The sequence below is a fragment of the Paenibacillus sp. FSL H3-0469 genome, from assembly GCF_038051945.1.
Taxonomy (GTDB): domain Bacteria; phylum Bacillota; class Bacilli; order Paenibacillales; family Paenibacillaceae; genus Paenibacillus_AQ.
Window position 1 is genome coordinate 440228 of record NZ_CP150302.1, and the last position, 12995, is coordinate 453222.

Genomic DNA, 12995 nt, shown 5'->3' on the forward strand with positions numbered 1-12995 from the left:
CGATGCAGGCGGCGCGGCTAGCAGACTTTTACCGAATAGGACATATGTCCTTTTCCAATCCGGCGAACTGGCTTTTAATAAGTACAGAGAAGCAAAAAGAGGAGAGAGACAGATGAGAGGGATCATATTCGCATTTTTGGCCGGGGCCTGCATTACGCTTCAGGGGGTAGCCAATGCCAGAATCAGCCAGGATATCGGCACGTGGCAGGCGGCAACCATTACCCAGCTTACCGGATTCATTATGGCGTTAGCGATAGCGCTGGTGGTACGGGACGGCAAAAAGCACGGCTTCCGCAAGGTACATCCGCTATACATCAGCGGGGGTGGTCTGGCCGCCTTCGTGATTTTCAGTGAGGTAACGGCCATTCAGAACATCGGGGTTACGCTTACGATCTCGGCGCTGCTGATTGCCCAGCTCTGCCTGACGTTTATCATTGACATCAGGGGCTGGTTCGGAGTCGTCCGGCAGAAAATGAAGCTGCCACAGTTTATCGGCATCGGGATGATGATTCTCGGAGTAGTTGTACTGAAGTTCTAAACGAAGGGGGCAAGAGATATGTTAACAGGGTTAGTACTTGCACTGATCGCGGGCGCGCTGGTCAGCTTACAGAATATTTTCAACGCCAAGGTTAATGAGCACACGGGCTCCTGGTCGACCACTACACTGGTGCTGGGCATGGGCTTCGCCGCCTCCCTCGTCATGGGGCTGATTATGGAAGGGAAGAATATGTTCACGCTGCAACACATGCAGCCTTGGTACTGGTTAAGCGGAATGATCGGCGTGGGGGTCGTAATCTGCCTGGTCCAGGCCACCAGAATCCTTGGCGCCACCTATGCCATTTCAATTGTACTAACTGCCCAGCTCGGCTTCGCCTTGCTCTGGGATTCACTGGGCTGGCTGGGCCTGGCAAAGGTTCCATTCTCGTTCAACCAGCTAATCGGCGTGCTGATTATCGTAGGCGGGATATTGGTGTTCAAGCTGGGCGGCACAAGCGATGCCAAAGATCCCGCCGGTGCCCCCGGTTCCGGCAAGCCGCAGGGGGCCCTGCATACGGATTAACGGAAGCATTTGCAGTAACGGACAAGAGCGTGCACCGCAGGAATGCGGATGGCACGCTTTTTTTTGGATGTGTGTGGAAAACCGAATACAATGGTGGGTGCTGGGGTGCGTGGGCCGAATGTATGCAGAAAACCAAATACATTAGTGGCTGTGAGGGCGTATGGGCCGAATGTATGCGGAAAACCGAATACATTGGTGGTTGCGAGGGCGCGTGGGCCAAATGTGTGCGGAAAACCGAATACATTGGTGGTTGCGAGGATGGCGGGCCGGACACTAGGCAAAGGGAGTGAATCAGGTGCAGAAGTGCACCTGAATTCGCCAGACACACCTAAAAGCGGCAAATGAGGTGCAGAAGTGCACCTGAATTTCCAGAAGGCAGCCATACAAGTTTGTGTACACCTCACATAACTGGCGAACGGAGAAGCCAGGCTCTGCCGGCTACTCTCAACCCTGCCCGAGTGAAGCGGCCCTTCTGCCCGCCAGGTTGTGCTGCCAGCGCTGGTAGGTCGCCCAGGCTTGACCGTTATCCAGCAGAGGCTTGCAGGTATAGACGCCTTCCTCAATCGAATTCACACGCCCGGCGGCATGAAGTCTGGCAGCGGCGTTAAGCAGCGTCTGGTTGTAGTAGGCCATATGCCCGCCGCCTTGCAGGACCTCCTCTGCCGTACGGAGCTGCCGCAGAGCCGTCCATTCCTGCTCCGCAGGGACGGGGACCTCCAGGCCGAGCGACTCGGGGTCGATGATATCCAGCTCCGCCGCACCGTCCTGAATCCGGTATACGCGGTTGGGCCGGTCAATGTACAGATCCTCCGAGCCTTCCACGCCCTGCACCACCAGCCCCCGCTGATAGCCAAGCTTCACAATGAGCCTGGAGATCCGCTCGAATACCGTATTATGGAATATCCCGAATACAATAAACGGTGAACAGGAATAGTCGATCAGCTTCTCCGCCGTATTAAAAATCGTCCGCATCCCTATGTCCTCCCGGAGTCCGCGAAGCTCCCCCAGCGGCGGGCACCACTGCTCCGACTTCACGAACAGAACTCCGCTGGCTTCGGCGGCATGAACCGCATCGCTCCGGCTCAGTACAGCTACATCTACTCCGCTGGCCTGAACGATATCCTGCAGCGTAACCCCCCATTTTGGCGGCAAGCCCGCCGAACCATGCAAGGTAACCGGCAGACCTGCGGCTGACAGCAGAAAGGCCGTGGGGAAGGTGGCGATGAAGGAATGCACCCTGCCGTCATACGGACCGGCGCAGTCGATTCCCTGATGAACAGGCTCACGGAAGGCGTATTTACGGCAGACTGCTACAAAAGCCTCCAGCTCCTCCAGGCTCTCCAGCTTCATGCGTTCTGCAATCAGGAACGCGCCGATCTGCACCGGCGAAGCGGTCCGGGTGAGTATGGCTTCGGCCGCATATTCGGCTTCCCCGTAGCTTAAATCCTTCGCACCGCGTTTGCCGCGGGCAACTTCCTTCAGAATATTAATCATATGGCGTTCTCCTTAAGTTTGATCCTGCAGCATCTGGTAGACCTTGACGATGGAGGTTGCTACATCCACAATTCGTTTGCGTTCATTCATCGCCTGCTTGCGCAGCAGGTCATAGGCTTCCGATTCACTGATATTCTTGGCCTTGGACAGAATGCCCTTAGCCATATCGATCCACTTGCGTTCCTCAATCCGGGAGAGCAGCTGCTCCCGTTCCTTCAGCCATTGCTTGCGCTCGAAGCATTGCCTGGCACTGAAATGCAGCGTCCAGTGAATCTCCGGCGGCTTCATAGCCGGGGACAGAATGCCGTCCACCATAATATCGTCGCCGCAGGCAGAGACGGAGAGGTTAGCGGTATGCGGGGTACACCACCAGATTACCGGCGCGATCCTTTGCCGTACCAGCAGGGTTCTCCAATGGCTGATATCCGTCACCGGAAGATTAAGAATGAAGGCATCGGCATCGCCGATGAACGGAGCGGCCTGTTCCGGTGACGCCGCGGTTCCAACTACATAGCCGCAAGTGCTTAAGATGTGATCAGGCCCATCAGAGGAGCGCGCTTCTTCGGGATTCTCTGTTCCAGCAGGTTCTATAACGAGCAGGGAATGCATGGGGGACGACGCTCCTTTTACCTAAGAATAGAGACATCTTGTATGATTGCTTATACAATCCAATTATAGGATAGTTGATGTTATATTATATAACACAATTTCAGCATTCTTGTCGATAAATTAAATTAATTAAATTTTATATGTCATAATTATTGACGTATCATAGACGGCTGTAGTATAGTCGTTTTAACAAATTCAACAATTCACGAATACAACGATGTATTCGGCTGAAGCGGCAATGGCGCCTGCTCTCACTTATATCGCTTACGGGAAATGTATCTTTTCCGGGCGGAGTGAAGCGGGCTATTTCTGTTGTGCACCTGGAGAGGAGAGAGATACAGATGACAGTGAAGCGTAAAAAACTGATAGTAGTCGGCAATGGGATGGCGGGGGTCAGAGCCATTGAGCATCTGCTCAAATTGGCGCCGGAGGCTTACGAGATTACGATTTTTGGCACAGAGCCTTATCCCAACTATAACCGTATCATGTTGTCTTCCGTGCTGGCAGGCGGGGCAAGCCTGGATGAAATCGTAATTAATGATCTCGAATGGTACCGCAGCTTCAATATTACCTTATATACGGGACACACAGTGACTTCTATTAACACTGCTGCACGTACAGTCAATACGGATAAAGGAGTTACCGCCGCGTATGACGAGCTGATTCTGGCAACCGGCTCCAATCCCTTCATGCTGCCGATCCCCGGAACAGAGAAAGAGGGCGTCATTGCCTTCCGCGACATCAAGGACACACAAATTATGCAGGACGTCTCGCAAAAATACAGAAAGGCCCTTGTCATCGGCGGCGGCCTGCTCGGACTTGAGGCGGCCAGAGGGCTGCTGCATCTGGGGATGGACGTCTCGGTGGTTCACATCCACGAGTATATTATGGAGCGTCAGCTGGACGAGGCGGCATCCCGGATGCTGCGGGGAGAGCTGGAAGCTCAGGGCATGAAGTTCCTGCTGAAGAAGCAGTCAGAAGCCATTCTCGGCAAAAAGAGGGTCAAAGGCCTGTTGTTCGCAGACGGCGAGATGGCGGAGACCGATCTGATCGTCATGGCGGTCGGCATCAAGCCGAATGTGGAGCTTGCCCGCAGCAGCGGGATTGAGGTGAACCGGGGCATCGTGGTGAATGATTATATGGAGACCAGCCTGCCCGGTATTTACGCCGTCGGGGAGTGTGCAGAGCATCGCGGCATTGCCTACGGCCTGGTAGCCCCGCTATATGAGCAAGGCGCTGTGCTGGCCAAAAGACTGGCAGGCGCTCCCACAGAGGGCTACGCCGGTTCGGTGACCTCGACGAAGCTGAAGGTGTCTGGCGTCGATGTTTTCTCGGCAGGACAGTATAACGAGCAGCCCGGAACGAAAGCGCTCCGGTTCCAGGATGAGACGGAGGGAATCTACAAGAAGCTGGTCATCCAGGATGATAAGCTAATCGGTGCCGTGCTGTTCGGGGATACCAATGACGGCGCGCAGCTCTTCTCAATGATTAAGAAGGGCGAGAATATCAAGGGGCGCGAGAAGGAGCTGCTGCTCGGCCTGGAGGCTGGTGCGCTGGCTTCGCCCAAGGGCAACCGGCTGGAAGGGATGCCGGGTGACGAGATCATCTGCGGGTGCAACGGTGTAACGAAAGGAACCATTGCCGAAGCGATTACCGCCGGCGGCTGCACCAGTGTCGGCCAGATCAAAGCCTGTACCAAAGCATCCGCCTCCTGCGGGGGCTGCAAGCCGCTGGTAGAGGGACTGCTCCAGCTCTATGCCGGAGAGGCGGCCGTTACAGTCAAGGAGGGAATCTGCGGCTGCACGACGCTCGGGCGGGATGAGATTGTCGCCGAGATCAAGCGGATGAAGCTGACCACGGTGAAGGAAGTCATGCATGTATTGTCCTGGAGCAATGAGGAAGGCTGCCCGAAATGCCGCCCTTCGCTGAATTATTACCTGGGTATGCTCTGGCCGGAGGAATATGTGGACGAGAATGAATCCAGATATACAAATGAGCGCTACCATGCCAATATCCAGAAGGACGGAACTTATTCTGTCGTGCCGAGAATCTACGGCGGGGTCACTTCTCCCGCGGAGCTGATCAAGATAGCGGAGGTCGCGGTGAAATACGATGTGCCGCTGGTCAAGTTCACCGGCGGGCAGCGCCTGGATCTGCTGGGCGTGAAAAAGGAGGATCTGCCGAAGATGTGGGAGGAGCTGGATATGCCCTCCGGCCATGCTTACGGCAAAACGCTGCGCACCGTAAAGACCTGCGTAGGCTCCACCTTCTGCCGGTTCGGGACCCAGGATGCGCTGGGGATGGGGATTCGGCTGGAGAAGGCTTTTGAACGGCTGAATGCTCCGGGGAAGGTGAAGCTGGCCGTATCCGGGTGTCCGCGCAACTGTGCGGAAGCGACAATCAAGGACTTCGGGGTGGTGGCGATAGACGGCGGCTGGGAGCTGCATGTCGGCGGCAACGGCGGCGTACATGTCCGGGCGACCGATCTGCTCTGCGTGGTGAAGACCGATGATGAGGTTCTGGAATGGGCAAGCGCGTTCCTGCAGTATTACCGCGAGCAAGCCGGATGGAATGAGCGGACTGCACAGTGGATCGAGCGCGTGGGTCTGGACAGCATCAAGCAGGCGCTGGAATCCCCGGAGGAACGGGCGGCGCTGGTGGAGAGAATTCAGAAGACGCTCAGCCTGACTACTGATCCATGGAAGCAGATTGTGAATACCCCGGAGCTGCGCAAGAATTTTGAGGCGATCTCGTTACCCGAGACGGTCTAAGGAGGAACCCGAAATGACAATGACCAAACTGCTAATCGGCAACTTGAATGAGGTGGATATCAAAGGATCACGTAAATTACGGGTAGGCGATACCGAGATTGCCTTGTTCCGGCTAAGCAGCGGAGAGGTGCTGGCTGTAGAGAATAAATGTCCGCACAAGGGCGGGCTGCTCTCGGAAGGCATGGTCTGCGGCTCCAAGGTGCATTGTCCGCTGCATGACTGGCGGATCGAGCTGCATACAGGCGAGGTGCAGGCCCCCGATACGGGACATGTGACCACCTATGAGGTGGAAGTCGATCACGCCACCGGCAGCTTGTACTTAACGATCTAATTCACTCATATAGGGACATGTATAAGGGGGATTCATAATGGACTATGTCAAACCAGGCGAAGTGCTGGGCTCCATGATTGAAGCGGGAAAAAACAAAGCGGAACTGGGCATCATGCAGCTCATTGTCCGCGGCGGTCTCGGCGGTGCCATTCTGGCCTGTGCAACTACACTGGCCTTCACCGCTGCGGCACAAACCAAGATCCCTATGGTGGGCGCCATTCTTTTTCCGGTAGGCTTCGTGATGATTATTCTCCTCGGGCTGGAGCTGGTTACCGGCAGCTTCGCCTTGATTCCGCTGGCCGTGCTGGAGAAGCAGACCACCTTAGGACGCATGCTCGGGAACTATTTCTGGGTCATACTCGGGCATTTGATCGGGTGTGCGGTCTATGCCGCATTATACGGGCTGACGATTACGAAGATGGGGACCGATCTGTCGAACCCCATGGTGCAGACGCTGATTACGGCAAGTGAAGGGAAGACGACGGCTTATCAGAGTCTGGGGGCCGAGGGACTTGGGCTGGCCTTCATCAAGGCGATGCTCTGCAACTGGATGGTTACGCTGGGGGCTGTCATGGCGATGACCTCAAGATCCACCTCCGGCAAAATCCTCGCCATGTGGCTGCCGATCCTGACCTTCTTCGGCCAGGGCTTCGAGCATACGGTCGTCAATTTCTTCGTCATTCCGGCGGGAATGATGCTTGGAGCGAATGTGACTATGGCGGACTGGTGGATCTGGAACGGTATTCCGGTGTTGCTTGGCAACTTCGCCGGAGGGCTGCTGCTCACGGGGCTGTTATTCTACTTATCGCAAAAAGGCAGCAGACCTGGAACTTCTGCGGCAGCAGAGCTTCCGGGACGCGGAGAAGCGGGGCTGCCGGGCACACCTGTCCTGGAGAAAAGCCTATGAAGCAGGGCAGCATATCCATTGTTGGTGCGGGTCCAGGCGATCCCGAGCTGATTACATTGAAGGCGCTGCGGCGCATTCAATGTGCCGATGTGATTCTGTACGACCGGCTGGTGAATGAGGAACTGCTGGACTACGCCAGGGGCGATGCCGTGCGCATTTACTGCGGCAAAGCGCCGGGCTTGCATTCGATGCCCCAGGAGACGACCGAGCGGCTAATGATCCGGCATGCCGAAGCCGGTAGCCATGTAGTCCGGCTGAAGGGCGGCGACCCGTTTGTCTTCGGCAGGGGCGGGGAGGAAGCATTAGCTGCCGCCGCTGCCGGTATTTCCTATGAGGTGATTCCCGGAATCACCTCGGCGGTGGGCGCAGCTGCTTCTGCGGGCATTCCGCTGACCCATCGCGGTGTGGCGGCTTCCTTTGCCATCGTGACCGGCAGCCGCTGCCAGACCCAGGATTCACCGCTGCGCTGGGATGCGCTGGCTCATGGTGTAGATACGCTTGTGATTTATATGGGCGTAAGCAAGCTAGGGGAGATATGCAAGGAACTGCTGGTACACGGCAAAGATCCGCAGACCCCGGTTGCATTAATTGAGAACGGAACAACGGTGCGCGAACGGATCGTAACCGGCACGCTTGGCAATATCGACAAGGTAGCCGCCGCGATGAAGATCAGCAATCCGGCCATGATCATTATCGGTGAGGTGGTCCAGGTCAGGGCGGAGCTGCTGAATCTGGAAGAAGCCGTACGTTCGCAGATCGGGTGAAGCAGAATAGGGCAGGCGCTAACATCTCCAGGCCGCGGGCCGGGTTATGGCAGCGCCTGTTTCTGTGTTATATTCAAAGGGAAGAATTCATCGCTGCTGCGGCATACTGCGCTGATAGTCATATTTTCACATTCACAGTGACTGCTGTCACACGGGTCTGCGCAGATTAAGGACTATACTTGTCGCCTACAGATACAGCATACCGGACAGGTTGTCCTGAGAGGAGTAATTACAGATGCAGATTGAGCTTAATGCAATGACCCGCGAACGGCTGGAGCAGAGCTTGGCCGGGAAGCCCGGGCAATTCAAAATGTTCTATGATACGGAGGATTGCGGCTGTAACGGCGTACTGGTCATCCAGGTAGTCAGCGAGCCTTCGCCGACAGATATTGTGTTTCAGACCGAGCCGTTCACCTTCCTGTGTGACCGCCAGCAGGAAGTGCTGTTCGATGACGTTATGCGGCTCGAAGCAGAGGCCGGATATCCGGCCTACAAGCTGACAAGTGATTCCACCTTGTTCGGGAGCAACATTAGAGTGCAGGATGCACGAAGCTGAAGCAGAATAGGGCAGTTAAGAAAGAAGGCCATCTTCCCGCAGCATGGGAGAGATGGCCTTTGCTATGGGTCCATCAACCTTAATAAGCCGTCCACCCGCCGTCTGCGGTAATGACTGCTCCATTCACAAAGCCTGCTTCCTCTGAAGCCAGGAACAAGGCGAGCTGTGCGATTTCTGCGGGCTGGCCCATCCGTGGATTAAGCGCCATACCCGGCTGTGTGCGTTCCATGCCAAAAGGATTGATATGGGTCATAGTGGAACCAATATTGGTTTCGACACCGCCTGGCGCAATCGCATTACAGCGGATTCCCTTGGCAGCATACATGAATCCGGTATTCTTGGTAAAGCCGATAACCGCATGCTTCGAGGCTGTATAAGCTGCACCGGCCCGGGCACCGAACAGACCGCCTACCGAGGCAACGTTAATAATAACACCCTGTTGTTTTTCCAGGAAAATAGGCAGTACCTTGCGCGTAGCACGCATTACTGAAGTTGTATTGACGGCGAGCACCCGCTCCCAGCTCTCATCCTCAATATCACCCGCCGGTTCAAAGTTATCCATAATCCCCGCATTATTCACCAGAATATCTACAGTGCCGTAAGTGTTGACTGTTCTGTCGATCAGATTCTGGATGTCAGACTCTTCAGCAACATTTGCTTGTACCGCCAGGGCTTCCCCGCCGCCAGCTTTAATGTCACCGGCCACCGTCTCCGCAGCCTCCAGATGAATATCTGCTACTACCACCTTGGCCCCTTCCTTCGCATAAAGCACGGCAATCGCCTTCCCCATCCCGGATGCCGCCCCGGTAACTACTGCCACTTTGTTGTGAAGTCTCATTTATGTACCTCCGTTTATAGTTATACTTTCTTTGTTCTAGTATCTTTTGCTTCTTAGTGTTTTATTCGCCTGGTTGACGCTATCCTTAGAGAAGGCTTAACATATGGGCTATACAAGAGGGAAGAGGATGGAGCCTATGATTACGGCCGGACTAGATATCGGAACCACATCCATCTCCGGGCTGCTATACGATTTGGAGAAGCGTACGATTCTGCATAGCCTTACGGAAGCGCAAGCGAGTTTGCCTTTCAGCCTAAATCAGGAATGGGAGCGGCTGCAGGACCCGGAATTGATTGTGAAGCAGGTGGAACATATACTTGAACGTCTGCTGGCGCACCAGCCGGAGGTAGCGGGTATTGGCTTAACCGGGGCGATGCATGGGATTGTCTATTTGGATAAAAGAGGAAGAGCTACAGGTCCGCTGTACACCTGGCAGGATGGACGGGCGGGACAGCTAACTAGAGGCACGGGCAGTCCAACCTATGCGCAGCAGTTCAGTGACCTTACCGGTTACACTGTAGCTCCCGGCTATGGACTCGCCACCCATTACTATAATCTGTGCCAACAGCTTGTCCCGGAAGGAGCAGTCGGCTTCTGCACAATTGCGGACTATATTGTGATGAGGCTCGTGAACGTTGATATTCCCCTGATCGATGCAACGCAGGCAGCGGGGATCGGGGGCTTCAGTCTGCGGACAGGAGATTTCGATAGAACCGCGATTAGTATGGCCGGGATCGATTGTTCGTTACTGCCGCAGGTCGTCCCCTCCGGGTCGGCAATTGGTAGCACATCACAAGGCATTCCCGTGTATACCTCGCTCGGGGATAATCAGGCCAGCTTCTTGGGGAGCGTACCACTCCCTGGCGAAACCCTGCTGCTGAACATCGGCACAGGGAGCCAGCTCTCGGCCTGGCTGCCTCACTGCGTCAACATTCCTTCTGCGATGGAGGTACGCCCGTTCCCTGGCGGTGGGGTGCTAATGGTTGGCGCCGCCCTGAGCGGAGGCAAGTCTTATGCCCTGCTGGAGGGATTCTTCCGGCAGTTGATCACCGCTTACACTGGAGAAGCACCGGCAGATGTCTATTCCCTGATGCTCAGGCTGCTCAGTGAAGAGGTGCCGGGACGCGGCAGCATAGGACTTACGGTGAACACACAGTTTCTGGGGACAAGGACGGACCCGGAGAAGCGCGGCAGTGTGGAGGGAATCACGCTGGAGAATTTTACTCCCGGCGGGCTGGCCCATGCTTTTCTGCAAGGAATGGTAGATGAACTGTACGGCTTCCTGGCGGATCTGGAACAGCAGGGCGCGGCCACATTCAGCCGCCTTATAGGCTCAGGCAATGCACTGCGCACGAATCCGGTGCTCTGCGCCAAGGCTGAAGCAGCCTTCGGCCTACCGCTTGAGCTTGGTGAACATGCTGAAGAAGCGGCGTTAGGCGCGGCGCTCTGTGCCGCTGTCGGCGGCGGTGAGATCTCCAGCTTCAGTGAAGCTGGGGCTTACCTTAAAGCAGAGCCTAGCTGAGTTAACGTGAAGAGGGTTGTTCTAAAAGTGATTTTCTATGAGCGGCGACGGCCCTTAGCAGAAATCGCCGGAGCCCTGATTGTTCTCCAGTTGCCGAGTGATTTTTTTGTTTGTTGTTTAAGGATGGAAGAGTCAATTCACGCTTAAACAGCGGAGCGGGCAGAACAATTGTGGACAAGCGAAGCGTTCGCCTTTGTGTCCGGATTTTCACCGCTAAGGGGGGATGAAAAAAATCTGGACACAACAGCGATGGGAACAACGTTCTGTTTGCGGAGCGTCCACCCAAGTGCTCACGTAGATTCTACTCCACATTTAAGAGTTGTCACAAGCAACAGTTTCATGGACCTTGGGACAGTTCCTTCATATCTGTAACCAACCCATCTTCCCTGACACCGTCTGTCAGGGGAGTTTTACTATAATAGGCTATATCAAATAGTGATGGGAGAGTTGCAATATGCAAAACAGACAAGCTTATCTATACGTATTCAATACGATGTCAGACTGGGAATACGGGTATTTGGCCGCTGAACTGAACACAGGAAGATACTTCAAAAAAGGTACAGCACCTTTAAAAGTCATTACGGTATCCGCGAGCAAAGAATCGGTTACAACTATGGGCGGACTGACGGTACAGCCGGATCTCACCCTGGATGAGTGTAGTTTGGCAAGCGGCGATCTATTGATTTTGCCTGGAGGGAATACGTGGGGAGAGGCGGAGAATCAGCCGGTCTTGGATAGGGCTCACGAAGCGCTCAAGCTCGGTGTGGCCGTTGCTGCTATTTGCGGGGCGACCGCGGCGCTGGCGGATAAGGGTTATCTGGATGTTGTGCCGCATACAAGCAACAACCTGGATTATCTGAAAATGGTCAGTCCCGGCTATAAAGGGGAAACTTATCATGAGGATGGGCCTGTAGCTGTCAGCGGGAAGCTGGTCACGGCATCGGGCATCGCTCCGCTGGAATTCGCGAGGGAAGTGCTAAGGGTCTTAGAGGTATTTGCTCCAGCTACCTTGGATGCATGGTACAGTCTTAACAAGACCCAGGAGACCGAATACTTTTTCCAGCTTATGGGCTCGTTAGATCAGGGGTAAACAGGAAATATTGTAACATCTATCATTGACAAAAAATATTATATATGCTATAATTTACATATTAGTATTTTGTGTATATAATAAGGTTCTCCTGGCCAGGGGGAATCTTATTTTTTATGGAGGAACCACCAATGAAGCAGAACAAGTCCAGCATAACTGCCTTAGTGTCCGCATTTGGCCGCGCCTATCACAGTCAATTTGACAGTCCGAAGATCATCGATGATTATGTCGCACAGAAGCTGATATCACCGCAGGAGTTCGCGGACATCCGCAGGAATATGGTGCAAGGGATTACGTTCTTCAATCCTGAGATTGCGGAGAAATACCCGGATGATCCTGAAGCCATCTTGAGATGGATTGTCCAGGTTCAGTTATCCCCCACACCGCTGGCACGTGCTGCCTACTGTGAGAGCATAGTGCTGCATGAGATGAGTCTCGGGCTGAAGCAGTATGTAATTCTTGGTGCGGGGCTGGACAGCTTTGCCTACCGTTATCCTGAACTAGGGGAGCAGCTGGAGATCTTTGAAGTGGACGCTCCTGCTACCCAGGCATCCAAACAGCAGAGGCTTAAGGAAGCACAGCTTGCGGTTCCCGGCAATCTTCATCTTGTTCCCATGGACTTCACGGGCGGATTCGCTTATCCCAGTCTGCTCGCACAGGGGTTCGATCCTTATGCCTTAACCCTATTCAGCCTCCTGGGGGTATCCTACTACCTCACCAAGGAGGAGAATGCCCGCTTGATCAGCGCATTGTTCGCGAATCTGCCTGCCGGAAGCTCCATCGTGCTGGATTATGCAGATGAGCGGCTATGGGAGGAGCAGGGCTTGTCCGGCCGGGTTAGCAAAATGGTTCAGCTGGCTGCCGCCGGCGGCGAACCCATGCAATCCTGCTTTGCTTACGCGGAGATGGAGCAGTTGCTGGCTGAGGCCGGTCTGCTGGTCTACGAGCACCTGTCCCCGGAAGCCATCCAGGACCGGTTCTTCGGTAACCGTTCGGATGACCTTGCTGCTTTTGAGACAATTCATTATATTCATGCGGTCAAGCGGTAGCGTC

Annotated in this window: 13 protein-coding genes; 10 read left to right on the forward strand and 3 right to left on the reverse strand. The window is 54.8% G+C overall.

Going from position 1 to position 12995, the window contains the following annotated elements; all coding sequences use genetic code 11:
- Window positions 1-112 precede the first annotated feature (112 nt).
- Together NSS83_RS02035 and NSS83_RS02040 are read left to right on the forward strand one after the other, a co-directional pair.
- Entirely contained in the window at window positions 113-538 is a 426-nt protein-coding gene (locus NSS83_RS02035) for a DMT family transporter (protein ID WP_036693966.1), read from the forward strand.
- A gap of 18 nt (window positions 539-556) precedes the next feature.
- Window positions 557-1060, forward strand: a complete 504-nt coding sequence (locus NSS83_RS02040) for a DMT family transporter (protein ID WP_341185992.1) — start codon at window positions 557-559, stop codon at window positions 1058-1060.
- Between the two features lie 444 nt (window positions 1061-1504).
- Here the strand turns inward: NSS83_RS02040 and NSS83_RS02045 are convergent, their stop codons facing one another.
- Together NSS83_RS02045 and NSS83_RS02050 are read right to left on the reverse strand one after the other, a co-directional pair.
- The gene (locus NSS83_RS02045) at window positions 1505-2554 is read right to left on the reverse strand and encodes an anthranilate phosphoribosyltransferase (protein ID WP_341347564.1); all 1050 of its coding nucleotides are present in this window, start codon (window positions 2552-2554) and stop codon (window positions 1505-1507) included.
- Window positions 2555-2566: 12 nt separating this feature from the next.
- Entirely contained in the window at window positions 2567-3163 is a 597-nt protein-coding gene (locus tag NSS83_RS02050; RefSeq protein WP_341347565.1) for an ANTAR domain-containing protein, read from the reverse strand.
- A gap of 341 nt (window positions 3164-3504) precedes the next feature.
- Here NSS83_RS02050 and nirB point away from each other — a divergent pair, with 341 nt between their 5' ends.
- The 5 genes from nirB (at window position 3505) to NSS83_RS02075 (ending at window position 8492) form a co-directional block, all read left to right on the forward strand.
- Window positions 3505-5934: a nitrite reductase large subunit NirB gene (gene nirB / locus NSS83_RS02055; RefSeq protein ID WP_341347566.1), complete on the forward strand. Its 2430-nt coding sequence runs from the start codon at window positions 3505-3507 to the stop codon at window positions 5932-5934.
- A gap of 19 nt (window positions 5935-5953) precedes the next feature.
- Window positions 5954-6265, forward strand: coding sequence for a nitrite reductase small subunit NirD (gene nirD / locus NSS83_RS02060; RefSeq protein WP_341186810.1), 312 nt, complete (start codon window positions 5954-5956; stop codon window positions 6263-6265).
- 37 nt (window positions 6266-6302) lie between these two features.
- The gene (locus tag NSS83_RS02065; protein ID WP_341347567.1) at window positions 6303-7172 is read left to right on the forward strand and encodes a formate/nitrite transporter family protein; all 870 of its coding nucleotides are present in this window, start codon (window positions 6303-6305) and stop codon (window positions 7170-7172) included.
- Window positions 7169-7936: a uroporphyrinogen-III C-methyltransferase gene (gene cobA / locus NSS83_RS02070; RefSeq protein ID WP_341185987.1), complete on the forward strand. Its 768-nt coding sequence runs from the start codon at window positions 7169-7171 to the stop codon at window positions 7934-7936. Before NSS83_RS02065 ends, cobA begins: the two co-directional genes overlap by 4 nt.
- A 235-nt stretch (window positions 7937-8171) precedes the next feature.
- The gene (locus NSS83_RS02075; protein WP_341347568.1) at window positions 8172-8492 is read left to right on the forward strand and encodes an iron-sulfur cluster biosynthesis family protein; all 321 of its coding nucleotides are present in this window, start codon (window positions 8172-8174) and stop codon (window positions 8490-8492) included.
- 79 nt (window positions 8493-8571) lie between these two features.
- Here NSS83_RS02075 and NSS83_RS02080 read toward each other — a convergent pair whose 3' ends face one another.
- Complete coding sequence (locus tag NSS83_RS02080) at window positions 8572-9330, reverse strand: SDR family oxidoreductase (protein WP_341347569.1); 759 nt, start codon at window positions 9328-9330, stop codon at window positions 8572-8574.
- Between the two features lie 127 nt (window positions 9331-9457).
- Between NSS83_RS02080 and NSS83_RS02085 the strand changes: the two genes are divergently transcribed.
- The 3 genes from NSS83_RS02085 to NSS83_RS02095 all read left to right on the forward strand — a co-directional run bounded on the left by NSS83_RS02085 (window position 9458) and on the right by NSS83_RS02095 (window position 12991).
- On the forward strand, window positions 9458-10852 hold the full coding sequence (locus NSS83_RS02085) for an FGGY family carbohydrate kinase (RefSeq protein ID WP_341347570.1): 1395 nt from the start codon (window positions 9458-9460) through the stop codon (window positions 10850-10852).
- Between the two features lie 454 nt (window positions 10853-11306).
- The gene (locus NSS83_RS02090; RefSeq protein WP_341347571.1) at window positions 11307-11942 is read left to right on the forward strand and encodes a type 1 glutamine amidotransferase family protein; all 636 of its coding nucleotides are present in this window, start codon (window positions 11307-11309) and stop codon (window positions 11940-11942) included.
- A gap of 131 nt (window positions 11943-12073) precedes the next feature.
- Window positions 12074-12991 carry a class I SAM-dependent methyltransferase gene (locus tag NSS83_RS02095; protein ID WP_341185983.1) on the forward strand — a complete coding sequence of 306 codons (918 nt, stop codon included), beginning with the start codon at window positions 12074-12076 and terminating at the stop codon, window positions 12989-12991.
- The last annotated feature ends 4 nt before the right edge of the window (window positions 12992-12995 follow it).

Bases quoted from the DNA above. Each gene is read 5' to 3' on its own strand.
- NSS83_RS02065 (WP_341347567.1), top strand. From the start codon at position 6,303: ATGGACTATGTCAAACCAGGCGAAGTGCTGGGCTCCATGATTGAAGCG.
- NSS83_RS02045 (WP_341347564.1), bottom strand. From the start codon at position 2,554: ATGATTAATATTCTGAAGGAAGTTGCCCGCGGCAAACGCGGTGCGAAG.
- NSS83_RS02080 (WP_341347569.1), bottom strand. From the start codon at position 9,330: ATGAGACTTCACAACAAAGTGGCAGTAGTTACCGGGGCGGCATCCGGG.
- NSS83_RS02090 (WP_341347571.1), top strand. From the start codon at position 11,307: ATGCAAAACAGACAAGCTTATCTATACGTATTCAATACGATGTCAGAC.
- cobA (WP_341185987.1), top strand. From the start codon at position 7,169: ATGAAGCAGGGCAGCATATCCATTGTTGGTGCGGGTCCAGGCGATCCC.
- NSS83_RS02085 (WP_341347570.1), top strand. From the start codon at position 9,458: ATGGAGCCTATGATTACGGCCGGACTAGATATCGGAACCACATCCATC.
- nirD (WP_341186810.1), top strand. From the start codon at position 5,954: ATGACCAAACTGCTAATCGGCAACTTGAATGAGGTGGATATCAAAGGA.
- NSS83_RS02075 (WP_341347568.1), top strand. From the start codon at position 8,172: ATGCAGATTGAGCTTAATGCAATGACCCGCGAACGGCTGGAGCAGAGC.
- NSS83_RS02035 (WP_036693966.1), top strand. From the start codon at position 113: ATGAGAGGGATCATATTCGCATTTTTGGCCGGGGCCTGCATTACGCTT.
- NSS83_RS02095 (WP_341185983.1), top strand. From the start codon at position 12,074: ATGAAGCAGAACAAGTCCAGCATAACTGCCTTAGTGTCCGCATTTGGC.
- NSS83_RS02040 (WP_341185992.1), top strand. From the start codon at position 557: ATGTTAACAGGGTTAGTACTTGCACTGATCGCGGGCGCGCTGGTCAGC.
- NSS83_RS02050 (WP_341347565.1), bottom strand. From the start codon at position 3,163: ATGCATTCCCTGCTCGTTATAGAACCTGCTGGAACAGAGAATCCCGAA.
- nirB (WP_341347566.1), top strand. From the start codon at position 3,505: ATGACAGTGAAGCGTAAAAAACTGATAGTAGTCGGCAATGGGATGGCG.